The sequence below is a fragment of the Mesorhizobium sp. M0037 genome, assembly GCF_040323635.1.
Lineage (GTDB): Bacteria > Pseudomonadota > Alphaproteobacteria > Rhizobiales > Rhizobiaceae > Mesorhizobium.
Map to the genome: position 1 here is coordinate 53,069 of NZ_JAMYVB010000011.1, position 22,899 is coordinate 75,967.

Genomic DNA, 22,899 nt, shown 5'->3' on the forward strand with positions numbered 1-22,899 from the left:
CAACTCGACGCCAAATCGTAGGCCCGCATTGTCAGATTTTCCGGAGAGAAAGTTGACCGCGTTCGGCGGGAAGCTGCCGTTCTGCAGCCGACCCCATTTCCGTCATTCAAGCTGCCGATGGCCGGTTCCGAAACCGGCCATCTACCCGGCCCGGGGCCGCGCGCTATTAGAGCGAGAATCCCGTGGGCAGTGTGCGGTCCGTCCGTTTCGCGGCATTAGTCCGTGGATCCGCTATCCCCGCCCGACTTTAACCTCCACAACCTTCCTCTCCATAGATCCGGGACAAGCCCTTGATGCGCGTCGCGATCGCGTCGACGAGGCGACCAACGATCTCATGGATGATCCCCTCCTGGCGAAGCTCTTGGGCGCACTCCGATGCCATATCGGGCATCACCGCGAGCTGATGGCGGATCGTCCGCACCGTGTACTCGCCGCCAACCTTTGCTGAGGACGCACAGCGCCCCCAGTGGCGCGGCATGATTTCCTCGATGGGATAGACTCTGTCGATCTTCATCGCCAGTTTAAGGTCGCGCATCTCAGATTGGATCTCTCCCCCGAGGTGCGGCAGAATGGAGGAGATGTCGTAGAGCGGAGCTAGGCGGGCCTCGCCCTGGGCTCCGAGCAGCATCGAGTAGTTCTTTGCATGCGCGTCCGTGCCGGCGATGATCCAGTTGAAGACGTTCGCGGCCATGAAGATCTGACGGTCTTGGACGGGGTCGAGGGAGGCCGACAGCACCTTTCTGGAGATCGTCGTGATACCTGGCCCACCCTGGTTCTCGTACTTGAGCGTCGGCATCACCGACAGGGCCTGGCACATGTCCTCCTGATGGATGCGGATGGTCTTGCCCTCGTTGTTGCGGCGGTCGTAGCGCTCGATAACGATTGCCTTTTCGCCTGCGAAGTCGAGAACCTGGCTATGTGCAGCGTCCATGCCGAGCTTGGATGCAAGCTGCAGGCAGAAATGGTCGTTCTCGGTATGCCCGTGCAAGTGCGGCAAAGGCGGCTTGAAGATGTGTGTCGTGGGCGTGTCGCCTAGAGGGATCCCCCAGCGATTGCTGCCCTTATCGAAATGGAACGCCGTCTTTGCCTGCGCACCAGCGAGACTGAACTGACCAGGATCGCCGATGCGCCGGGTCGCTGCACCATCCTTGCGCAGATCGCGCAGGCGGTCGCCGATCTGCGCCTCGGTGAGCAACTCCACGTTCTCGCCGCGGGAAATCTGGTCGCCACGCGAAAGGAACTGGACGGCGCCGGCGCAGTCGCGGCCGACATTCTTGAGCAGGGCAAACGGGTTTCGGGCGGAGACCTGGAACCTCTGCGCCCATCTGGCGAGGGTCTGCTCATTATCCGGCAGTAGGCCCCAGAGGAATGCCTCGACGACCTTGCCCTCGTAGGTCCTGGTGATCGTCGGCATGGACAGGGAGAGCGGGATCGCCACCCGGCCTTCCATCCATGCCTCGTGATAGGAGAACGAAAGCTTGCCGCCCTGCAGGTGGTGGAGCCCCCCAACCGGTCTGCCAGCGATATAGACGTCGAGGGTGTCGATCGGGTTCATCATGATCATCGTCATCTAGAGCTTGTAGGGAATCTCGTCGTCGTCATCGTCGACATGCCGTTCATCGGCATTATGATGATGATCAGCCGACGTCGGCGCCGGCGGGATCTGAAAGTCCATCTCCACACCAAGCGTGGTCAGCGCCAGCAGCACGTTGCCGATCTCGGCGCTGGGCTTGCCGTTCTCGATCCACGACACCCACGTCTGCGTCGTGGTGATCATTTTGGCCAAGGCAGCCTGTGACAGGCCGCGCCGGGTGCGGGCCTCCTTGATCAGGATTCCAATGTCGCGAGCTGTTCTGATCTTCATGGCGTATACGATTTCTGTATGAGCTAGCCTGATATACGCCCGTATATGACTGTATCAATATACGTTACTATATCAATTTAACGCTATATAGGTTCACATATCGGCAACCTTCATATACCATCCTATATAAAATCATTGCGCCACGCAACAATGTGCGATCGACCTTTCGCCACGGTACCATCGAGAATGACCGCTGGTCGAGAACTCAACAACTTGTCGGGGCCGGGAGCGGTCTGGTCCGCTATTCAATTACTGTTGGCGAGAAGCTGTCATTCAGCATCCGGTCTGGCGGCATCGTGACAAGATCGATTTTTGTCCGAAGAGAACGAGGCCGGCCGCAAGAAAAAGCCACGGCTTTTATGCACTTATTGTCTAGCAGGCTTAGTTGTTCCCCTGAAACTTGAATCTCCCTCAGACTCAGTGTCTTCTCAAGGTAGCCGCTGGGAATTAGACATGCCTTCAGGCTCGTTTCAACACCGCGTGTGGCAATGGATTGTCGCGTGCTTTCCGACGCCGGCGCACCTCGATGTACAGGAGCGCAATCATCGCTTCCTTGAAGAGGCGCTCGAACTCGCTCAGGCGAATTCCTGCACAAAGGAGGAGGCACTCGAACTGGTGGAGTACGGACCGGCGGCAACGCGGTCAGGATCAAGAACCTAGCGTGCTCCAAAACGACACCAAGCGCTAACCGTTGTCCAGTGTGGAAGATGATTGCCTTCGTGGTTTCTCCGACGCGCCGGCGCCCGGCAGACCTTCCTTTCTGGCCTTGGCAAACGCCCGGTCGCCTTCCAGGAACCCGACCAGCATAAAGGGGATCAGTTCCGCCACCGTTTCGGACTCGCCATAGGTCTCACGGTAAAGTGCGGCATAGTCGTTGAGTGCTTGGCTCAAGTCGGCGCCAACGGTGATGGTGATCTTCGAAGGTGTCCGGTCCGGAAGTTTTCCGAGTTTCAGGTTAGCCATGAAGTCCTCCTGTTCACCCCGTGTATGGCCGCAACACGAGGTCCTTGTGGACGATGACGCGCAACGGCCAACCAGGGCGCACGGTGATCGTGGGTTGGACGTTCAGGTTCTTTTCAGTGATCCGTTGGCCCGCTTGACTGACGTTCTGCTGGGTGGATTCACGAATTGCCTTGACCAAGTCGCTTTCATTTTCCCCAAAGCTCAACTCGGTACCAACCCCCAGCAATGTGGCTACAGCGACGCCCTTGATCAACTGCCAAGTATGGAAATCCACCTTGTCCTCGAGCCCGGCATAGCCGGCCGCGTCGGTCACGGGCAGATTGTCGATTTCGGTAGAGGAGCCGTCCGGCATCACGATGCGTTGCCACACCAACAGAGCGCGCCTTTGCCCAAAGGCTACAACGCTGTCGTAGGTGCCGATCAGCCGTGAGCCCTGCGGGATGAGCAGGATGCTGCCGGTGACGCTGTCGTGCACATTCTCGGTGATCTGGGCGACGACAAGGCCGGGCAGATCGGAATTGATGCCGGTGATCAGGCTTGCAGCGATCACGCTACCGGCCATGATCTGATAGGGCGAAGCCGGCGTCTGCAGTGCATGCGAGTTGTAGATCCCGCCGGTGTTCCGTTGATCGATGAAATCGAGCTTGCGCTGTTGATTGTTCTGGTCGCCCTCGGCCGGCGCGACGGAAGCTCGCTGGCCTTCGGTATCTGGCTGCGGAGACGCCGTCTCGAAAGGCGAACGTCCGCCCTGCCCATTGCCAAAAGCTTCCGTCTGCTGGGGCCGGTTTTCGATGCGGAAGAGGACTTGCGACTCGCGCGCCTCAATCGCTTGTTGTGCAAGCCGCTGCGCCTCGGCGGAAACGTCTTGCCCAGGTGCGATGCCAAGCTGGCGCTGGTGCTCGAGAATAGGACGGCCGAGATCCCCGGGCAGCGGCGGTCCAAGCACCGGAGCCTTCGGCTTGCTCCCGGAATAGTCCTTGGGCAGCGATTCAAGTCCCTCGGCGGTCGGGTTGCGGTCGGTGCTGTAAAGCTCTTCAGCCTGCTGCTTCAGGCGCAGTGCCGGCCCCTGCAGCGCCATCATCGTGACGCCAAAGATGGTGGCGGAGCCAACAGCTGCGATCGCGACGATTATGCCGCGCTTGAAGCGCACGGCCCGGCGCGGTGAGGCCCGCAGCTGCAGCTGTTCGGGATCGAGTTTGGGCGGAACATTGGGGCGGGACGTGTCGGTCATGAGCCTCCCCTCACCTGCCAAAACGCGAAAAGAGCGATATCCGCCGCGGCAGTTGCCGTCCGTCGGTCCTGGTGATGCGCACCACCTGCTGCTGCTTGGCGCCGAGACGGAGTTCAGCCGCGGCAAAGAGGCGCTCGACGATGTAGTAGTTGCCGTGCATCCGATAGTTGACGAGCTGGTTGTCCCCGTCAGCACCGACGATGAAGAGCGGTGGCGCCTCGCCCTGATCAATGCGCTTCGGGAACTCTATGTAGACCTTGCTGCCATCATCGAAGGCGCGCGTCGGTCTCCACGGCGGCGTGTCGCCGGTGATCGAATAGCGGAAGCGGATGTTTTCGAGTGCTACGTTCGAGGCCGCGGGCATTTCAGCCTCTGCCTGAGCGTTGCGCCGCCGAAGCGCCACGAGTTGGTCTTCGCTGTAAATCCAGGAGAGCGCCGCCATGGCAGTTTTCTCAGTGCTTTGAAGCTGCAGGTGATAGGATCGCCTGTCCGTCGTGATGACCAGATTGGTGGCAAGCCCCGGCGCGAATGGCTTCACCAGCACATGAGTGCGCTGGTCATCGCCTGAGCCACTAGCGGTGTCACCGATCACCCAACGGACCGTATCGCCGGCTGAGACCGAGGTCAGCTTCTCGCCCCGCTGCAATGAGATATCGGTGACGCGCTCCGGCGCGGCGTAGAGCTGGTAGAGCGCGCCGTCGGCAAAGGGGTAAACCTGCACCGCATTGACATAGCCAAACTTGGTGGGTTGTTGCGTCGCCGCCTTGTTGGCATCGGCGACCTGTTCTTCCGGCGAGCGCTTATCTGGGGCGGGCTTGCCGGGTGCGGGCATCAACTGACCAGGCAACGGTAACGGTTTCGGCACTTCCACGACCTTGACCGGCTTCTCCGGCGCCTTCTCGATCGCGGCTGGTTTGAAGTCCTCGTGGTCAAAGGAAATCTGAGGCGGCGGCACTGGCTTCGAGGCACAGGCCGAAAGAACCGCAGCAGACGCCGACAGGATCAAGGCAGCACGAAGCAATGGGGCTCTATTTGTCATTGGCGGGCTCCTTAGGGGAAACGGGGGTTGGCGCGGCGCTGTCGAGCTCGCGCGACCAGTCGATGGCGTTGATGAAGACGCCGAGCGGGTTCTTGCGCAGCTGCTCGGTTGTCCTAGGCGGGCGGATGAGGATGGTGAGGATCCCGATCCAGCGCGTCGTGCTGGCGAGGCTGCCGCGCTCGAACACCTGCTCGGTCCATTTGACCTGGAACGAGCTGTCGGAAGCCCTGACCACGCTGGTCACCTGCACTGACACGCTGCGCGTGCCGATTTGGCCGAAAGGGTCGTTCGCCTTGGCATACTCGTTGAGGAAGAGCGCCGCTCGGTCGGTGGCAAAGTCGTAGGCCGACAGCCAATTCTGCCGCACCAGAACCGCATCGGTGGAAACCGAACGGACATTCTGGATGAAGCGGCTGAGATGCCAGGCGATCTGGGCATCGTCGGGCTGGTAGTTTTGGACTGCCGGCGCGACCGCGTGCGCCTCGCCAAAGCGGTCGACCTCGACGACATAAGGCACGACGCGGCCCTGCATCGACTGCCACAGAAGCCCACCGGAAAGCCCCGTCGTCAGAGCCAGGCAGCCAAAGGCCATGAAGCGCCAGTTCTTGGCCTGGACGCGCGCCGTGCCGATGCGCTCATCCCAGAGTTGGCTGGCCTTCTGGTAGGGTGTTACGGGTTCGGGCGTCTTTCCATAACGCTGAACGGGTCGCTTGAAGAGCATCTAGTCTTCCTTGTCATTGAGGGAGGGATTGGCGCCGCTTCCGCCCCGATCTCCATCGCGCACCGCCTGCGTGGCAGCATTGCGATGGGCGCGTGCGGTCTGTTCGGAACGCAGACGCCTTGCCCAGACCGGCGCGGGGTCAGAGGCTGCAGCGGGCGAGGTTCCTGTCTTTGACGCGGTCGGCATGCCGCCGGTCGCGGTCCAGCCGGCATCGCGACCGGCGTCGGCACTACGGCGGAATGGTTCTGCTGCGGATCGCATTCCCCGCATCGCGGCGCCGCTAACGGCACTCGCAACCCCATGCAGCCCAGCAGCTACCCCGGACAGCCCGGACTCGGGCGATGTCGCGCGCCCCGTTTGCCAAGCGACGGTGGCAGCGGACCCCATGGCGGCGCCGGCACGGACTGCGGCGAGGCCGCCGCCTGTTGCCATGCGCGCGCCGGCAAACGTAGCGCCTCCGGCAACGAGCGTTGATCCAGCTGCGGCCGCCGTTGTTCCAAGTGCCGCGCCGGCGCCAAGCTGCGGCGCGCCGGAAACAAGACCCGAGGCAATCCCGGGGCCGAAAATGCCGAGCCCAAGCAGCGCCAGCGCACCCAGCACCTGAGACATGGCCGCCGCCAGGTTCGGCTCCTGGCCCTGCAGGGCGGAAGCGAACTCGCCAAAGAGCGTGGAGCCGATGCCGACGATGACGGCAAGCACCATCACCTTGATGCCCGACGAAATCACATTGCCGAGCACGCGCTCGGCCAGGAACGCCGAGCGGTTCCAGAGCGCGAAGGGCACCAGGACGAAGCCGGCCAGCGTGGTGAGCTTGAACTCGAGGATGGTGATGAAGAGCTGGATGGAAAGAATGAAGAAGGCGATGAGGACCAAGAACCAGGCCAGAAGCAGCACGAAGATGGTGAGCGCGTTACCGAAAATCTCGGGGAAGCCTACTAGCTGGCTCGCTTGATTGAGGAGCGGCCAGGCGCCCTCGAAGCCGGCCGCGGCAATGCGGCCTGGCCGCAGGAGACTGTCGGCGGACAGGTTGCCGGCCGATGCGTTGATGCCGAGACCGGCAAAGGAGCGGTAAATTATGTCGGCGAGGTTCTTGAAATTGTTCAGGACGAAGGCGAAGGCGCCGACATAGAGCACTTTGCGAACAAGCCGGCCGAGAATGTTGGGCTCGCCGCCGAACGCCCAGACCAAGCCCGCGAGCGTGACGTCAATGCCGATCAGAATGGTGGTGAGAAAGGCGACGTCGCCCGAAAGCAGACCGAACCCACTGTCAATGTAGCGGGTAAAGGTCTCCATGAAGCGATCGATGACTCCGAGGTCGTTCATGTCGCCGCCTTCCTCGTTGTCTTGAAGAACTGCCGCTCAGTTGCCGGGATAAGCCGTGCCGGTGCCCAGGAAACGCTTCGTCGTCTCGCGAGCGGCTTCCTCAGACTGCGCCTTGCGCGCCGCATCCTCGGCTTCGGCCCGGAACTGGGTCGCAAGCAGCGTCTGGATCTGCATCTGCTGCTTGGTCGAAAGCGCGATCAGCTGATTGGTAGCCTGGCTTGCCTCGAGGACACCTGCCGCGCCCTGACTGCGATTGACGAGATCGGCAAGCAGGTCGCCATCGGCCTGCACGTTCTCGACGATCTGCGACTGCGCGCTCATGGTCTGGCGGAACGCCTGCATGGCGCTCTGCCAGCGCTCGCGCGCGGCGCTCGCCACATTGCTGACCTTGATGGTGGCGTCGTAGCTTTCCGGATATTGCTGGCGCCACTGGTCCTGCAGCTTGTCGAGATCGAAGCTCAGGCCGCTCGCCTGGGTCATCAGACCGTCAATCCGTTGGAGCGAGCCGGTAAGCTGGCCCACGGAAGAGAAATCCAGGCGCTGAAGGTTGCGCGCCATGTTCTGCAGCATGGTCGCCTGGTTCTGAAGCGACTGGATTTGGTTGTTGATCTGCTCCAATGCGCGTGCTGCCGACAGCACATTCTGCGTATAGTTGGACGGGTCAAACACGATGAGCGCATAGGCCGGCTGGACGTAGTCAGCCATCGGTTTGGCAATCAGGGAAACGGTGACCAGGCTAGTAAAAAGGCGGCGTCCGATCATGACGATTGCTCCTTGTTAGGTTGAGGAAATTGCTGGAGAAGCTCGGCAGCCCAATCCAGGCCGCGCGCACTGAAGAAACGGGCGGCAAAGCTGCCCTGCCCTTCTTCGGAAAGAATATTGTCGATCAGGGTCTGCGCGGCCGGGTCGGAGGCGCCGCAAAGCGCAAGAGCGATCGGGCCTAGCCCGAGCTCGAAGAGGCGATTGCCGCGGCGCGACTGCAGATAGTAGTGGCGCTTCGGCGTGGCGCGGGCGACCAATTCGATCTGTCGCTCATTAAGACCGAAGCGCTCATAGGCTGCCCGTGCCTGCGGCTCCACCGCACGATCATTGGGGAGAAAAATGCGCTGCGGGCAGCTCTCGATGATTGCGGGTGCGATAGAAGAGCCGGCGATGTCGGCAAGCGACTGCGTCGCGAAGATGACGGAGACGTTTTTCTTACGCAGCACCTTAAGCCATTCGCGGATGCGGGCGGCAAAGAGCGGGTTGTCGAGATAGACCCAGGCCTCGTCGAGCATGAGCAGCGTCGGCCGCCCGTCAAACCGGTCCTCAAGACGATGGAACAGATAGGTGAGCACAGGCAGCACAGCGCCTTGGCTGTGCATCAGCTCCTGGGTTTCGAAACACTGCACATCCGAGATGGCCAGCCGGTCGTCATCGGCATCGAGCAGGCGGCCGAATGGTCCGTCGAGCGTGTAGGGCATCAATGCCGATTTGAGCGCATTGGACTGAAGCAGGACCGACAGGCCAGTCAGCGTGCGTTCCTGCGCCGGCGCGGTGGCGAGGCTGGTGAGCGCCGACCAGATTGCCTCCTTCACCTCCGGGGTGACGGTGACATTCTCGTGGGCAATGAGGCCGGCGATCCATTCGGCCGCCCAGCTCTGTGTGGCCGGGTCGTCGATGTGGCGCAGCGGCTGGAAACCAAGCGCACCATTCGCACCCAACGCATGGTGGTCGCCGCCCATGGCAAGCGCGGCGGCGCGGGCCGAATTGCCTTTGTCGAAGACATAGATTTGCGCGCCAGCGTAGCGCCGGAACTGCAAAGCGATCAGGGCAAGCAGAACCGACTTGCCGGCACCGGTCGGCCCGACAATCAGCATGTGGCCGACATCGCCGATATGGGTCGAAAGCCGAAACGGCGTCGAGCCGCTGGTTTCGGCGAAAAGAAGCGGCGGAGCGTAATCGCCGGTGACCTCGGCAAGGTGCTCGTTCTCCGCTGGACCTGCCCACACGGACGACAGCGGCACGAGATGGGCAAGGTTAAGCGTGTGAACGAGCGGCTGGCGAACGTTGGCGTAGACATGACCCGGCAATGAACCAAGCCACGCTTCGACGGCATTGATGCTTTCGCGAATGGTGGTGAAGCCGAGCCCGTTGACGATCCGCTCGACGGCGCGAAGCTTTTCCGCGGCGGCTTTACGGTTCTGATCCCACACCGTCACCGTTGTGGTGAGATAGCCGAAGCCGACATGATCGCCGCCCAATACCTGCAGTGCTGCATCGGCATCGAGCGCCTTGTTGTCGGCGTCGCTGTCGACGAGAGGCACCGGTTCGTTGGTCACCACCTCGCGCAGAATAGCCGCGATCGATTTGCGCTTGGCAAACCACTGCCGCCGGAGCCGAGTCAGCGTCTTCGTGGCTTCCGCCTTGTCGAGTGGAATGAAGCGCGTCACCCAGCGATAGGCGAAATCCTGGTTATTGAGCGCATCAAGGATTCCTGGCCGGGTGACGTTCGGAAAGCCGAGAACTGTGAGCGTGCGCAGATGCTGCTCGCCCAGCATCGGCTCTAGGCCGCCGGTCAGCGGCGCGTCAACCAGGACGCCGTCGAGATACATTGGCGTTTCCGGCACGGCGACCGGATGACGGCGTGTCGAGATCGTGCCGTGCAGGTACGTCAGGGTCTCGGCATCGTCGAGCGCGCGCACCTCGGGCACGAAGCCCGAAAGAAGATCGAGAACGCGGTCAGTCTCGTCTCGGAACCGGGCAAGCTCCTGGCGCCAGTCTCTTTCCCCTCCCAAGTCATGCGAGTCGACGAGAGCACTTTCCGCGCGCGCTTGGCCATCGGGCCCAGGCATGAAGACCAAGGTCAGATGATAGATGCTCTCGAAATGCGCGACCTTGCCCTCGAAGGCCGCGCGCCGTTCCTCATCGATCAGCCATGAGGCAGCATCGGGAAGGGCCGAGCTCGCATAGCCCAGCGCTTCGATGCGCTCGGCCTCGAAGAATAATGCCCAGCCAGAGCCGAGCCTTCTCAGCGCATTGTTTGCCCGCGCGCATATGCCGATGAGTTCGGCCTCCGTCGCGCTTTCAAGGTCGGGGCCACGAAACCGCAATGTCCGTTGGAAGCTGCCATCCTTATTGAGCACGATGCCGGGCGCGACGAGTGCTGCCCAGGGCAGATGGTCGGCAAGCCGGTCGGCTTTGCCGCGGTATTCGGAAAGCTTCAGCATGCAAGCCAGCCCTTTTGACGAAGATGACGGACAAGCACGCTGGCAAAATCCGGATCACGCCGTGCGGCAAAGACCGCGAGCGTGTGGCCGGCGATCCAGAGGATCAGACCGGCAATCCACTGCTGCAGGCCTATGCCGATGGCCGCGGCCACCGTGCCATTGAGGATCGCCACCGCCCGCGGCGCGCCGCCGAGCAGGATCGGCTCGGTGAGCGCCCGATGGACCAGAACCTCGAAGCCTTCGATATGCTGCTCTCCGGTGCTCATCAGACGACTGCCCCGCCGCCAAAGGAGAAGAAGGAAAGAAAGAAGCTCGAGGCCGCGAAGGCGATCGACAGGCCGAAGACGATCTGGATCAGCCGGCGGAAACCGCCTGCCGTGTCGCCGAAGGCAAGGGTCAGACCGGTGGTGATGATGATGATCACCGCGAGGATCTTGGCGACCGGCCCCTGCACCGATTCCAGAATCTGCTGCAGCGGCTGTTCCCACGGCATGCCGGAGCCGGCAGCGTGGGCCTGGGCCGTGAGAAGAAGCGCGACGGCGGCGAACGAAAGAAAGCGAAGCTTCTTGCGCATGAGGTGACCTTTCAGAGCTGCTGGAGTTGCGGAAGTGTGAGCGGGGTGACGGCGTAATCGCCGCTGCCGTCGAGACCCGTGACCTCGGCGATCGCGTCAACGCGGCGCGCGGGTCCTCTTCCGGCAATAAAGATGACCAAGTCGACGGCATCGGCGATCAGCCGGCGGGGAACGGTGACAACCGCTTCCTGGGCGAGCTGCTCAATACGATAGAGTGCGGAGCGTGCCGAATTGGCGTGAACCGTGGCAATGCCGCCGGGATGTCCGGTGTTCCATGCCTTCAGCATATCGAGCGCTTCCGCGCCTCTGACTTCGCCGACGATGATGCGGTCGGGCCTCAGCCGTAAGGTCGAGCGTACGAGATCGGCGAGTGTGATGGAGCCCCGCCTCGTCCTCATGGCAACGCAGTCCTTGGCCGCGCATTGCAGCTCGCGGGTGTCCTCAATCAGGATCACCCGCTCATCGCATTCGGCGACTTCTGCCAGTAGAGCATTGGTAAGTGTCGTTTTGCCCGACGATGTGCCGCCGGCGACCAGGATGTTGCGCCGCTCGCGCACTGCCTTCCTCAGGGCATCAGCCTGCAGCGGGAGCATGACGCGATCGGCGACGTAGTTGGCCAGCGTGTAGAGTTTTGCCGCCGGTTTGCGGATGGCGAAGCATGGCGCCAGCACGACCGGCGGTAGCAGACCCTCGAAGCGCTCGCCTGATGGCAATTCGGCACTGACAATCGGACTATCTGCATGCGCCTCGGCGCGTACATGGGAGGCGACGAGCCGGATGATGCGTTCCGCCTCGGCAGGATGCATATGCACGCCTGTATCGACCCGGCCTTCTCCCAACCGGTCGAGCCTCAGCGCGCCGTCGGGGTTGACCATCACCTCGATGACGGTCGGATCGGCAAGGGCCTCGGTGATCGCGGCGCCCATGGCTGTGCGCAGCATGGCTCGGCGGCGGTGGTCCGCTGCGGGATGAGAGTTCATCCTTCGCCTCCGTTACCATTGCCGTAACCAAGCGAGCGCTTCCCGGAGGCTATCTGGCGACCGACCTGCTCGACGAATTTGTCAAAGCGCTCTTGGGCGATCGCCTGTGTCGCCCGATCCGGAATTGGCGTGTGCGCATGAAGCGTGATTGAAAAGCGGATTAAGAGCGCGAGGCTCTCCAGAGTTATTTCGGCGTCGCGCCTGACATGGTCGAGATCGCGGGAAAGACGGTCCAGCCGCTTGCCGTAGCGCTGGTCGAGCTCGTTTTCACCACGCCGTTCGATGAAGGCCTCGACCGCTTTCGCGACGATTGCCGATTTCGTGGTCGACGGGTTGCGGCTGAGGGTTTCCAGCTTCTCGCTCAATTCGGGTTCGAGCAGAAACTGGTGGCGAATGCGACGGGGCTTCATACGTCTCGTTCCGACTGGCCGGCGCTGATGCGCCGGTGCGAACGAACATCGCCGAGATCCGCAAAATCGCTTATGGGCGTTATCTACGCCGAGATACGCCTCAGTTGCGGAAAGCGTTCAGAAGCCGGGGATGATGTCCTTGTCGTCGCCCCTTCCCTCGTTGAGGCCGTAGGCGCTCGCCGCGGTAGAAACCCGGTCCATGACGCGCTTGTCTGCGAGTGCCTCGGCGTCATCGTCCGACAGATTGAAGAGGTCATCCTGATCAGGCTCCCGAGAGACGACGACGTGGTCTTCAGGCAGGCCGGGATGACGCTGCTGTTGCACGCCGCTCCCTTCTTCGATTGCCGCGCCGGCGTGTTCGTCATCGGCAGCGAGACGGCGGTCAACACTGCGGACTTGTCCGCTCCAATCGTCGGGGCGCGACGCAGGACAGTCCGCGTACAGACCGTCGCGCAACACCGGCGCCGGCAGCACCCGTTCGGTGAAATTCGGATCCTGGTAATAGCGCAACTTCTGGGCGCGGATCGGCGGCAACCCGGAAACAAGGATTAATTCGTCAGCTTGCGGCAACTGCATCACTTCGCCAGGCGTCAGCAGCGGGCGAGCGGTCTCCTGGCGACTGACCATGACGTGCGAAAGCCAGGGCGCCAGCCGGTGGCCGGCGTAGTTGCGCATGGACCTGAGTTCCGTCGCCGTACCGAGCGCATCCGATATGCGTTTGGCCGTGCGCTCGTCGTTGGAGGAAAAGGCAATGCGCACATGGCAATTGTCGAGAATGGCGTTGTTCTCGCCATAGGCTTTGGAGATCTGGTTCAAGGATTGCGCGATCAGATAGGCGCGGATGCCGTAACCCGCCATGAAGGCGAGCGCGGTCTCGAAGAAGTCGAGGCGACCAAGAGCCGGAAATTCGTCCAGCATCATGAGCAGTTGGTACTTGCGGCTTTTCTTCGGGTCACCTTCCAGCCGCTCCGTCAGTCGCCTGCCGATCTGATTGAGCACCAGTCGCACCAGTGGCTTGGTGCGCGAAATATCCGATGGCGGCACCACTAGATAGAGCGACATCGGTCGTTCCGCATCCATGAGGTCGGCAATGCGCCAGTCGCAGGCCGATGTTGCCGAGGCAACCGTCGGATCACGATAGAGCCCGAGAAACGACATTGCGGTCGAGAGAACGCCAGAACGCTCGTTCTCTGACTTGTTCAGCACCTCGCGAGCCGCCGAGGCCACGACGGGATGGACCCGAGGTGTGTCCGCCGTGCCGAGGTGGTTGGTGGTCATCATCCGCAGCAGTGTCGCGGCAAACGAGCGTTGCGGATCCGACAGGAAAGTGGCGACGCGCGCGAGCGTCTTTTCTTCTTCCGCGTAGAGCACGTGCAAGATGGCCCCGACCAAGAGTGAATGACTAGTCTTCTCCCAATGATTCCGCCGCTCCAGCGCGCCTTCCGGATCGACGAGAATGTCCGCGATGTTCTGAACGTCGCGGACCTCATCTGAACCCCTGCGCACTTCCAGCAGCGGGTTATAGCGCGCCGATCTCGAGTCGGTCGGATTGAACAGGAGGCAGAAAGAGAACTTCGACCGCCAGCCGGAAGTCAGCTGCCAGTTCTCGCCTTTGATGTCGTGAATGACGGCCGAGCCGGTCCAGGAAAGAAGCGTTGGAACGACCAATCCCACGCCCTTGCCCGAACGTGTCGGCGCAAAGGCCATGACATGTTCCGGCCCGTCATGTCGCAGATAGTGATCCTTCAGTTTGCCAAGGAAAACGCCGGCCGGCTCAAACAGGCCTGCCTTCTCGATTTCCCGAGCCGCGGCCCATCGTGAGGAACCGTAGGTGGTGACCAACCCCCTCTGCCGCGCGCGCCAGAGGGAGCCAGCTATTGCGGCCGCACACCCCAAGAATCCGCTGGCTCCGGCAAGCATGCCGGCCTTGTCGAAGACCTCAGGCGCATAGGCGTCGAAGTGAAACCACCATTCGAACAGTTTCCACGGCTTGTAGATCGGCCGGGCCGCCGCGGCAAACCATGGCGCGCCAAGCTGCGGCTGAAAGTCCAGCATGTGGGCGCACCATTGCGTTGCCGCCCATACGCCAACGACGACGATGGCGAACACAACTACGATCTGGCCGACAAGGAGCTTCGTCGGTGTCACGGGCACAGCCTCCACTGTTTGGTAGTAGATGGAAGCAGCATGACGTGACGTTTCAGAAAATCGAAGATACCCAATATACGCGCCCGTGCGATGCAGTGAACGTTGCAGGCTTGGAAGATTGGGCGCCAAGAAGTGTCATCGCGAAGGCGACGAGCGAATGACTTGTTTGGGGCCGGTGGCAGACGGTACGCTATCGGGAAGTTCCAGCGAGAAGCGGACATGCTAACGACGAAAGAACAGGTCCGGAATTGGCCCTAAGCTGACATCATCAGCTTTCCAAGCTTACGACAAGGGTTCGATTCCGTTCACCCGCTCGAGCACTTAGTTGATCTCGTGCGCTGGCAAGAACTTGGCACGAGAGTCCGACCACGCGCTCTTTTCGCCAGGCGCGCATTGAACTGCGTTAGGGCTGGGGTTGGGAGGCGTAGGTGGTGCGCTCACAACGCCTATCCGTTACAATTGCATGCTCCTCGGAAACATTACCGGCGGTGATGACGGCCCGCAGTACAGCTCTACCACTACTGCTGGTGGTGTATCCGTGTTCGGTGGCTCGGGCGGCGCCGGAAATGCGATACTAGGAACACAGCCTAGTGGCTGGGGGGCGGCGGCTATGGCAAGAGCGGCGGTGCGGTGGTCAGGCCAATGCCGCGTCATGACACTATAGACGCCCTTTATGCCTGACTGTCCGGCTGATGCAGACAGAGTGATAATGTAACTTACGGACAGTGGGTGCGGTGGACAGATGGGCCCGCCTTCAACACCAGACGATCTGCCCCTTCCGGACGATGAAATGACTTTTGCAGCCGCTGCGCCGCCAGACCGAAGGCATGAGCGTTGCCGGGCCGCTCGCTGCGGACGGCACGGACCACCGTGGCCGGACCTGGGGCAGAAGATTGAGTTCGATCGTCTCGCCGCAACCACATGGGCACGTCATCGCGGCGCCCCAGAACTCGCCGGCATCGCCGGCAAGGTACACGCGGCCGGGGGCGGGCTCGTCGGGGAAATCCTCCACGTGCTCAAAGAGCCAGATAACCTGCCGGCGGAACAGGCGGTTAAACAGCCGCGAGGGCGCTGAAACGAACCAGGCCCAAGCGGCGAGCAGCAAGGTCAGGATGGGGTTCACGACTCCTCCTCGCTCAACGCCGGCATGTTCAGCAGCGGCGTTGCGTCGCCCCGCCCAACCCATTTTGAGAACATGCCTGACGGTTCGCCTTCCGCGCTGCGGATCACTTCGGAGCCAACGAAGTTGACGCGGACAATGGCGGTCGAGGCGTTGTCGTCTAGCCGGTACGGATGGAGGCGCGCCAGAAACTCGTTCACAGCGATGCTCGCAACCTGCATGTTGATGCTGATCACGGCGGGACGATCCTCCGAGACGCCGCGAATGTAACCGCGGGCGACTTGGTCGCGATAGGCGGCGGGATCGGTCCGCCTCAGGCCCTCGGCCATCAGCTGCTTCTGGGTAAAGACGCGGCGGTCCATCAAGGTGTCGCCATCGGGACGCAGATAGTGGATAGCCCCAACGGCTTCATCGACGCCGCCCTTCCCGTCAGCTTCGAGCTTCACGCCAAGGTCGAAGTACGGAATGGTGTAGAAGGCAGCGATGCGGTTCAGGATCGCACGGCCTTCGACGCCGTCCATGCAGCCGAACAGGACATCGCATTGGGCGACGGCCTCGATGCCGGCTGGCGTGCTGAGGTCGGCGCGGATGATCTTCAGCTCGGTGCCGAAGCTCATGGCGGCAATCGATCGCGCCATCACTTCGACCTTCGGGCGCTCAAGGTAGCTGTCTTCGCGCGTGCTGTTGAGGATGCGATTGAGGTTCTTCTCCTCAACGACGTCGGGATCGATCAGCACGAGTCGACCAAACCCGAGGCGTGCGAGCTGCTCGATCAGCGGGCTGCCGGTTCCCGAGCAGCCGACGACGGCGGCCGACATCAACCTGAGACGGCTCACGGTGCCGGCCCCGAACATCTGGGCGTGCCGCCGCGCGAAGCCGGGCGTCGCAGCCGAGGTCACCGGGGTGAAAATCTTGATGTCGTCGCCGACGACCGAGATAGCGTCGAGCGGCTGCATGCTGCCATCGGGGAGAATAGCCCGCCCAAACATTTCGCCGTCGGGCAGCATCACCGCACTTACATGCGGAAAGGCGCTGTCGGTCCAGCCATAGACCGAATTGAAAATGTCAGCGTCGGACTCGTCGTCTACGGACGAAAAAGCCCGATAGCCGCCGGGGTGGCTGTGAATCTTCAGGACTGCGAGATCGTATTTGGCCGCACGCTCAAGCAAGGGGATCATCCGCCGGGTCGACCAGGTCACCCGATCAGGCCGCCGTACGCTGCATTCGTCGTAGGGGATGGGGAGGATCTCGAGGACACTCACCGCGTGCACCGCATCGCCGCGCCTGCGCCCGCAAAGGGCCACAGCGACGGCCTCAAGGCCGTCGCCGGGCAGAAGGTGCGCCTTGAGGGCCTGCTGCTGGCACCCGGTCATGCGCAGCTTGATCGCCCTCATTTCGCAAGCTCTCGCTGAAGCCATGTGTCCACCTGCAGCAGGTGCGTGCAGACATTGTCGATGCCCGGCCGCCACGGATTTTCCGCCGTGCGATGGCGTGACCATTGCTGGTACTGCCTGCCGTCGAGCGCCAGCGGGGACAGGTTGGCGATCATGCGGTCGCTTTTGAGGGAGATCGGCGGGTCAAAATAGACCATATCGATCTGCTCATCCGGGTAGTTCGGCGGAATGCGGAGCGCGGCCGTGGCCGTGCTCACGTTGTAGCCGTCCGGGATCTGGTGACCGGGAAGGATCAGCCACTTGGCATCACCTTCCCGGATGGCTTCCCAGACACGGCCGCCCTGCGCGAGGCACTCCTCGTCTTCTTCCGAAAGCTGAAATGCCTTGCGCATATCAACCTTCCGAGGGATCGAGGGCGAGAGTCTGGAAGCGCTCCACGTGGTCGACGTGGAAAACCACCACCTGATCGGGAGCCACCGGCTGGAAGCCGGCGCCGTGCACCTTCATCGACAGCAGGTACTTGTCGGGCGCCTTGTTCACCAGGGCCAGGATCTGCGTCCCGGTCATCTGGTGTACCTCGACGACCTTCTTCTCCTTGTCGATCCGCAGACGGTACTTCTTTGCCTTCTTGGGCTTCTGGCCCGCCTTGGCCTGCTCTTCGAGGTCGATAAGCTCTTCAAGCTCCTCGATGTCGCGCTCCAGCTCAGCCGCGTCATGCTTCAGTTCCGCGATCTCGCGGCGTTCATCTTCGGTGTCAGTCATCTTCGCGTTCCTAGGTCTTTGTGTTCGGCGGGCGATGCCGCGCCGGAGGTCGATCTCCGACCCTTGATCAATCCTTAGCATATGAGTTTACGTTTTGGCAAGATACGTTTACACATGAGAAAAAAGTGTTGACTAAGTGGCTGAAAAGGATGACACTTTGAGCATGGAAATCAGCACAAAAACACTCATCACCCTCCTCCAGGCCGCGATGTCGGCGGACTACACCCAGGTCCGCAGGACTGCGAACGGGCTCTCCAAGCAGCTGCTCGACACGAAAGACGTCGACGGCGCACGCGCAGTGCAGGCCGTTGTCCGAAAAAAAGGCGTTCCGCTTCAAACGTCTGGCTATGTCGAGACTCTTCCGGTCGACGCCGGAACGCGACTTCCGCTCCTTGAGGAGGGCGTGGCGCCGACGACGCCTGTGATCCTTGATGAGGCGGCCGGGCATGTCGTAGGGCAGTTCATTGAAGACGCTCAGAATCACGACCAGCTGGAACAGGCTGGGGTGGACGCGCCCATCCGGCTGCTGATTTTCGGCGAGCCTGGGACCGGCAAGTCCTTGCTCGCCTCCCATATCGCGGCGCAGCTTGGCCGTCCCTTGTACGTGGCGAGGCTGGATGCGGTGATTTCGTCACGGCTAGGCGAGACCGCGAAAAACGTGCGCGGGATATTTGATTTCATTCCGGTCCGGAACGCCGTTCTGTTCCTCGATGAGATGGATGCGATCGCGAAGCTGCGCGACGACAGGCATGAGCTGGGCGAGCTCAAGCGCGTGGTCAATGCCGTCATTCAGGGCCTGGATACGCTGACAAACGACGTCATTGTCATTGGCGCGACCAATCATCCTCACCTTCTCGATCCTGCGATCTTCCGCCGGTTTCCGTACAAGCTTGAATTAGGCCTACCATCAACCGCCACGCGCGCGGAGATGTGGAAGGCGTTTCTACGACTTGATTCGCCAGAAGGCATAGCTGACGCGGAAACACTGGCGATCGTATCGGACGGCCTGACCGGAGCAGATATCCAGAATATTTCCTTAAGCGCACGTCGCCGAGCGGTTCTGGATAAGGCAGAAATAAACCTGCCAAATCTTCTCGTGGCGCTGCTTTCATCAAGGTGTGGAAGCCCTTCTCTTGCTGATACACGGAAACTCACAACCGATGATAAGAAGCAGCTTGCCCTGACGCTCCATGACCGTGCGAAACTTCCAGTAACGGAAATCGCGAGAATGGTCGGTGTGAGCCGTCAGATGGCACACAGATACCTGAAGGGAGAGGACGGGGAGGTAGATGGCTGACGAGCAACCACGGCGCCCGATCCTCAATCCGGTCCTGCGGTTCACCAAGGACCCGCGCCCGGAAGGCATAACTGGCCGGTCGAAGAGCCGCACGGGAATCCGCTTCGAGCGGCTGGACGATCAGCGAAACGCGCTCGGCGATGCGTTCGCTAACTTGAGCCGTCGTAGAGAAGCTTTGCCGTCTGCGGCGGGGCGGACGATGATCTATGCGTCGATGTTCAGCGACTCGCGGGCCACGACTTGGACCCCGACCGACATTTTCCACGCTAATCGCGGTGCTTCGATCATTGCACCTTATCGGTCGGGGTATCTCATAGAGATCGAGACGAAGCGGCTCGCGTTCTACTCTAACCTCATGATGGCGGCGGACGACGACCGCGACATGGTCGACATCTCACGCGTTGAGGATGTCCGGGCGTATGATGTGAATGACGTCTCGCACGGCTATAGCGTTGACCAGCTGTGGGACTTGGCGCCGGAGACGCCCGAAGGCAGGGCTTTTACCCTGTGGTTCATGCCATATCGGAGCAATGACAGCGTCGAGGTTGTCCTGCAGGAGATAGCCCGTCTGCGCAATGAGCAGGTTCTGGGGAGCCTGCCGCAGGCGCCGCTTCTGCAACTGCCCGCCCTCCCCGTTGCTCCCGGCGATGAAGCCAATCAGCGTCAGAGGCTCGTCACGACTCTGACGGACCGTATAGCATTTGCCCTGCGCGACTACCGGGCCCGGCATCGCGCAAAGGTGGGCGTGACGGTGCGCGACAAGGACCATCTGGCCTCCATTCTGGGGTCTGCGGCAGTATTCCGCCTCGACCCGTTGCCGGTGATCACCTCGACCTCGCCCGGCCAAGGCACTGAACCGCCGCGGCCGCTCCCCTCCTCACTTGCCGCAATGCCGATCGTCGGCGTCGTCGATGGCGGCCTGACGGCTGCGTCGTATGGCGCGGCAGAGGCCTGGAAGGCGCAGCCGCTCGTGCCGGCTGGAGTTGCCGATGCGGCCCATGGCAATATGGTCAGCTACCTGATCGTACAGGGGCATGACTGGAACAACAACCTGCAGCTGCCACCGCTGTATTGCCGGGTCGGCACCGTACAGGCGGTGCCACGTGCGAACGCGGGCTACCTTCTCGATCCGGACTCCCTCGTCCCCTATCTTGACATCGTCATGGGCGGGCATCCGGAAACCAAGGTCTGGAACCTGTCGCTCAATCAGCGGACGGACTGCGACCTGAACTCCGTGAGCGCGCTTGGGCACGACCTCGCCGTCCTTGCGCGCAAGCACAACGTCCTTCTCGTGATCTCGACGGGGAACCAGCCGAGCGGGCGCATTCAGCCGCCCGCGGATTGCGAGGCGGCGCTGACCGTGGGTGGACGCCTGCACAGGCCTGATGGTACGCCGGGCGCAAAATGCCCCGTGTCCCTGTCTGGTCCGGGGCCCGCCAGCATGCTCAAGCCGGAAACGGTCCACTATTCGCATGTGCGTACGATTGGCGGCTCCGTTTCGGCCGGTCCAGCTTCTCGACGGCCCTTACTTCACCCCTTGCCGCCCACACGATGGCGGCGCTGCGTGAGCCCTCGCCGGACCTGGTGAAGGCGCTGATCCTGCACAATGCGGACAATCCCAAATACGATGTCGCGCTTGGCTTTGGGTCGCCTGGCGTTTCCATGCCGTGGAACAGCCCGCCGGGAGGGGGTCACCCTGCAGTGGACGGCATCCCTCAAGACGGGCGCGGCCTATTACTGGGAGCTTCCCATCCCCGCCGCCCTCCTTACAGGCGGAAAGCTCAACGGGTACGGCAAGCTCACAGCCGTTCTGGATCCGCACCCCCTCGTCAGCGAAATCGCCGGGCCGAACTATTTCTCCGCCAGGCTTGCGACAGCGCTGCAGGTGGAGCGCGGCGGCAAGAACCACAATCTGCTCGGTTCGCTCGATACCAAGAAAATTACCGAGGAAGAGGCGCGCGAAATCGATCACAAGTGGAGCCCCATCCGGCATCACCACAAGCGCTTTTATGGTGTCAGCTTTGATGGCGATAACCTGCTGGTCTACGCCCGCATCTACACGCGCGACCTGTATCTGTATGGCTACGACAACCCGGACGAGACGCCTGAAATGAGCGTCAACTTCGTGCTGACTATCGGCACGGGCCAGGAGAATGACGCCGTCTTCAACCAGATGCATAGCTCTCTCGGAGCGTTTGTCGAAAACTCGACCATTGAGAGCGACATCGAGGTTAACGCCTGAGCTGGATCCCGGCATGCGCCTGCCCAGACGCGACTGTCGTTTCGCCTCATCGCGGAGTCCCCATGAGGCGGAGCGTGGCAGGCCGGCACATCGCCCCTCTCTCCTGCAACGCCCGCTTTTGGCGCAAAGGAGCCAACGCGCGACGTTTGATGGATGTCCGCTTCTGGGCAGCGCCCGTCAACACGGCAATGACCGAGAGGAGGCGCAAAGCTGCCATTCACGTCGTGGAGAACGTATGAGAAGGCGACCTTGACTGCTGAGTGTACTGCATCAAAATCTCTAGTCCTTCCACTTATCAGATTTTGCTTTGGTGATAATTGCCTTGGCGCGTTCGACAAGCTGCCCCAATCTTTCGATGGTCGGGGGCGCTTCGGTGCCTGCCTCCGTATGACTATGGTGTTGATTTTCACTGAGAACTGACCCGGCGTTTCCACCGAGATTTGACCCGCCTTTCATGTATGTTTCGGTTCGGGATTGAGGGTCAAGGTTCTGGCTTTCTCCTTCGCTTTTTTAGGCTCGTGGGCAGAGCTGTTTTTGAATCGGAAGCTGTCGTTTCCGGTTTCGCGGATGTGGCAATGATGGGTCAGCCGGTCGAGTAGCGCGGTTGTCATCTTGGCATCGCCGAAGACACTGGCCCACTCGCTGGGCTATTGGCGATCTGGCCCGATCGTCCCTGTGCCTTCTGCTGTTCCAGCGCATTGACCAGCTCGACCGTCGAGAAGAAGCGAACCCGCTTGTGATGATGCTTGGCATATCTTAGCGCTGATCCTTCTCGACGTCTCAGAGCAAACCCGACACTCCAGACCGTGCGCTCTTGCGCGTCGAGGCACTGACACTTAGGTGAGAAATGAGCCGCCTGCAGAACGACGGGCAGCAGCTGAATATCTCGGCAACACCGGGACGTCCTTCCTCGTCAGCATATTCTGCGCAACGTCTGCGAAATCAGCACTGACATTATACCGGCACCTTCACTTGCAAGCGTTGAATGCGTGGCTCTGCGCCCGGTTTTGGGACATCGGATATGTCGACGAATTGTAAATCGCAGAGCTGATAGGTGATTTTGACATTCTGCTGGGAGCCTTCCGGGAGAGGAAGCCCGCCCTGGGAGTCAAAGCGGATGATCTTCGTGGATTGGCCGTCGACGGTCGTATTGTCTGCGGTCGTAATAAATATCTCTGGATATGATTGACCCGAGCTGTCCACTACCTGCTTGTCATCTTCGGTATAGGAATAACACGGGTACCGCTTGAAAACGATCGCCGACCTGAGCCCGTAGTTCACGAACAAGATTTCAACATACCCGGCCTCCCCCGGGCTGGACCCTCCGCCCACAAAGCTGGCAGCCACAATGGCACGATTTTCCGTCACTTGTTTGGTTAGTGCCGGAAGTCCGACGACCAGAAATGTGGCGATTGACGCCAAACCGGTGATTATAGCCAAGACCGTTGACGCGTTCCCAAGATTGCCCCACCAGCTCTTCTTTTGAGATGTGCCACAGTGAGGACACTTTTCGGCGCCGTGTTCGATTTTGAGCCGGCATGCCATGCAGCGGTCTTCTGAGAAATCTGCAGCTTGAAGTGTCACGGTTCCGTCTCCTTTAAGTTAGCAGGTGCAACACGCTG

Annotated in this window: 22 protein-coding genes and 1 pseudogene; 3 read left to right on the top strand and 20 right to left on the bottom strand. The window is 61.4% G+C overall.

What is annotated here, in order from left to right:
- Positions 1-247 precede the first annotated feature (247 nt).
- The 18 genes from NKJ78_RS17820 to NKJ78_RS17905 form a co-directional block, all read right to left on the bottom strand.
- Positions 248-1,570 (bottom strand): type II toxin-antitoxin system HipA family toxin, encoded by a 1,323-nt coding sequence (locus NKJ78_RS17820; protein WP_352562538.1) that lies wholly within the window; start codon positions 1,568-1,570, stop codon positions 248-250.
- The gene (locus NKJ78_RS17825; protein ID WP_023689355.1) at positions 1,571-1,864 is read right to left on the bottom strand and encodes a helix-turn-helix domain-containing protein; all 294 of its coding nucleotides are present in this window, start codon (positions 1,862-1,864) and stop codon (positions 1,571-1,573) included.
- 684 nt (positions 1,865-2,548) lie between these two features.
- Positions 2,549-2,827 (bottom strand): DUF2274 domain-containing protein, encoded by a 279-nt coding sequence (locus NKJ78_RS17830; protein ID WP_023689356.1) that lies wholly within the window; start codon positions 2,825-2,827, stop codon positions 2,549-2,551.
- Between the two features lie 13 nt (positions 2,828-2,840).
- Positions 2,841-4,058 carry a TraB/TrbI/VirB10 family type IV secretion system protein gene (locus NKJ78_RS17835; protein ID WP_352562539.1) on the bottom strand — a complete coding sequence of 406 codons (1,218 nt, stop codon included), beginning with the start codon at positions 4,056-4,058 and terminating at the stop codon, positions 2,841-2,843.
- Between the two features lie 10 nt (positions 4,059-4,068).
- Positions 4,069-5,097 (bottom strand): P-type conjugative transfer protein TrbG, encoded by a 1,029-nt coding sequence (gene trbG, locus NKJ78_RS17840; protein ID WP_352562540.1) that lies wholly within the window; start codon positions 5,095-5,097, stop codon positions 4,069-4,071.
- Positions 5,087-5,818, bottom strand: a complete 732-nt coding sequence (gene trbF / locus NKJ78_RS17845; RefSeq protein WP_023724108.1) for a conjugal transfer protein TrbF — start codon at positions 5,816-5,818, stop codon at positions 5,087-5,089. Before trbF ends, trbG begins: the two co-directional genes overlap by 11 nt.
- Positions 5,819-7,141: a P-type conjugative transfer protein TrbL gene (gene trbL, locus NKJ78_RS17850; RefSeq protein ID WP_352562541.1), complete on the bottom strand. Its 1,323-nt coding sequence runs from the start codon at positions 7,139-7,141 to the stop codon at positions 5,819-5,821. It abuts the gene before it with no gap.
- Positions 7,142-7,177: 36 nt separating this feature from the next.
- Entirely contained in the window at positions 7,178-7,903 is a 726-nt protein-coding gene (gene trbJ, locus NKJ78_RS17855; RefSeq protein WP_023818708.1) for a P-type conjugative transfer protein TrbJ, read from the bottom strand.
- Positions 7,900-10,350: a conjugal transfer protein TrbE gene (trbE, locus tag NKJ78_RS17860; protein ID WP_352562542.1), complete on the bottom strand. Its 2,451-nt coding sequence runs from the start codon at positions 10,348-10,350 to the stop codon at positions 7,900-7,902. Before trbE ends, trbJ begins: the two co-directional genes overlap by 4 nt.
- Positions 10,344-10,616, bottom strand: coding sequence for a VirB3 family type IV secretion system protein (locus NKJ78_RS17865; RefSeq protein ID WP_352562543.1), 273 nt, complete (start codon positions 10,614-10,616; stop codon positions 10,344-10,346). The genes trbE and NKJ78_RS17865 overlap by 7 nt, the downstream gene beginning before the upstream one ends.
- Positions 10,616-10,924, bottom strand: a complete 309-nt coding sequence (locus NKJ78_RS17870) for a TrbC/VirB2 family type IV secretion system protein (RefSeq protein ID WP_023669260.1) — start codon at positions 10,922-10,924, stop codon at positions 10,616-10,618. Before NKJ78_RS17870 ends, NKJ78_RS17865 begins: the two co-directional genes overlap by 1 nt.
- Positions 10,925-10,935: 11 nt before the next feature.
- Positions 10,936-11,904 (bottom strand): P-type conjugative transfer ATPase TrbB, encoded by a 969-nt coding sequence (gene trbB / locus NKJ78_RS17875; protein WP_023669259.1) that lies wholly within the window; start codon positions 11,902-11,904, stop codon positions 10,936-10,938.
- Positions 11,901-12,314, bottom strand: coding sequence for a CopG family transcriptional regulator (locus NKJ78_RS17880; RefSeq protein ID WP_023669258.1), 414 nt, complete (start codon positions 12,312-12,314; stop codon positions 11,901-11,903). Before NKJ78_RS17880 ends, trbB begins: the two co-directional genes overlap by 4 nt.
- A gap of 117 nt (positions 12,315-12,431) precedes the next feature.
- Positions 12,432-14,462, bottom strand: a complete 2,031-nt coding sequence (locus NKJ78_RS17885; protein WP_023818710.1) for a conjugal transfer protein TraG — start codon at positions 14,460-14,462, stop codon at positions 12,432-12,434.
- 754 nt (positions 14,463-15,216) lie between these two features.
- On the bottom strand, positions 15,217-15,585 hold the full coding sequence (locus NKJ78_RS17890) for a ubiquitination-like system serine protease family protein (protein WP_352562544.1): 369 nt from the start codon (positions 15,583-15,585) through the stop codon (positions 15,217-15,219).
- Positions 15,582-16,976 carry a HesA/MoeB/ThiF family protein gene (locus NKJ78_RS17895; protein WP_352562545.1) on the bottom strand — a complete coding sequence of 465 codons (1,395 nt, stop codon included), beginning with the start codon at positions 16,974-16,976 and terminating at the stop codon, positions 15,582-15,584. The genes NKJ78_RS17890 and NKJ78_RS17895 overlap by 4 nt, the downstream gene beginning before the upstream one ends.
- Positions 16,973-17,368, bottom strand: coding sequence for an E2/UBC family protein (locus NKJ78_RS17900; protein ID WP_023818713.1), 396 nt, complete (start codon positions 17,366-17,368; stop codon positions 16,973-16,975). Before NKJ78_RS17900 ends, NKJ78_RS17895 begins: the two co-directional genes overlap by 4 nt.
- 1 nt (position 17,369) lies before the next feature.
- Positions 17,370-17,738: a multiubiquitin domain-containing protein gene (locus NKJ78_RS17905; RefSeq protein WP_023818714.1), complete on the bottom strand. Its 369-nt coding sequence runs from the start codon at positions 17,736-17,738 to the stop codon at positions 17,370-17,372.
- Between the two features lie 163 nt (positions 17,739-17,901).
- Here NKJ78_RS17905 and NKJ78_RS17910 point away from each other — a divergent pair, with 163 nt between their 5' ends.
- The 3 genes from NKJ78_RS17910 to NKJ78_RS17920 are packed head-to-tail and all read left to right on the top strand — an operon-like array spanning position 17,902 to position 21,277.
- Positions 17,902-19,035, top strand: coding sequence for an AAA family ATPase (locus NKJ78_RS17910; RefSeq protein ID WP_352562546.1), 1,134 nt, complete (start codon positions 17,902-17,904; stop codon positions 19,033-19,035).
- On the top strand, positions 19,028-20,623 hold the full coding sequence (locus tag NKJ78_RS17915) for a S8/S53 family peptidase (RefSeq protein ID WP_352562547.1): 1,596 nt from the start codon (positions 19,028-19,030) through the stop codon (positions 20,621-20,623). Before NKJ78_RS17910 ends, NKJ78_RS17915 begins: the two co-directional genes overlap by 8 nt.
- 39 nt (positions 20,624-20,662) lie before the next feature.
- Positions 20,663-21,277 (top strand): hypothetical protein, encoded by a 615-nt coding sequence (locus tag NKJ78_RS17920; RefSeq protein ID WP_352562548.1) that lies wholly within the window; start codon positions 20,663-20,665, stop codon positions 21,275-21,277.
- A gap of 452 nt (positions 21,278-21,729) precedes the next feature.
- Here NKJ78_RS17920 and NKJ78_RS30815 read toward each other — a convergent pair.
- Both NKJ78_RS30815 and NKJ78_RS17930 read right to left on the bottom strand, forming a co-directional pair.
- Positions 21,730-21,918 (bottom strand): annotated as a pseudogene (locus tag NKJ78_RS30815) (ATP-binding protein); the annotation flags it as partial.
- A 313-nt stretch (positions 21,919-22,231) separates the two neighbouring features.
- Complete coding sequence (locus NKJ78_RS17930; protein WP_155922515.1) at positions 22,232-22,861, bottom strand: hypothetical protein; 630 nt, start codon at positions 22,859-22,861, stop codon at positions 22,232-22,234.
- Between the last annotated feature and the right edge of the window lie 38 nt (positions 22,862-22,899).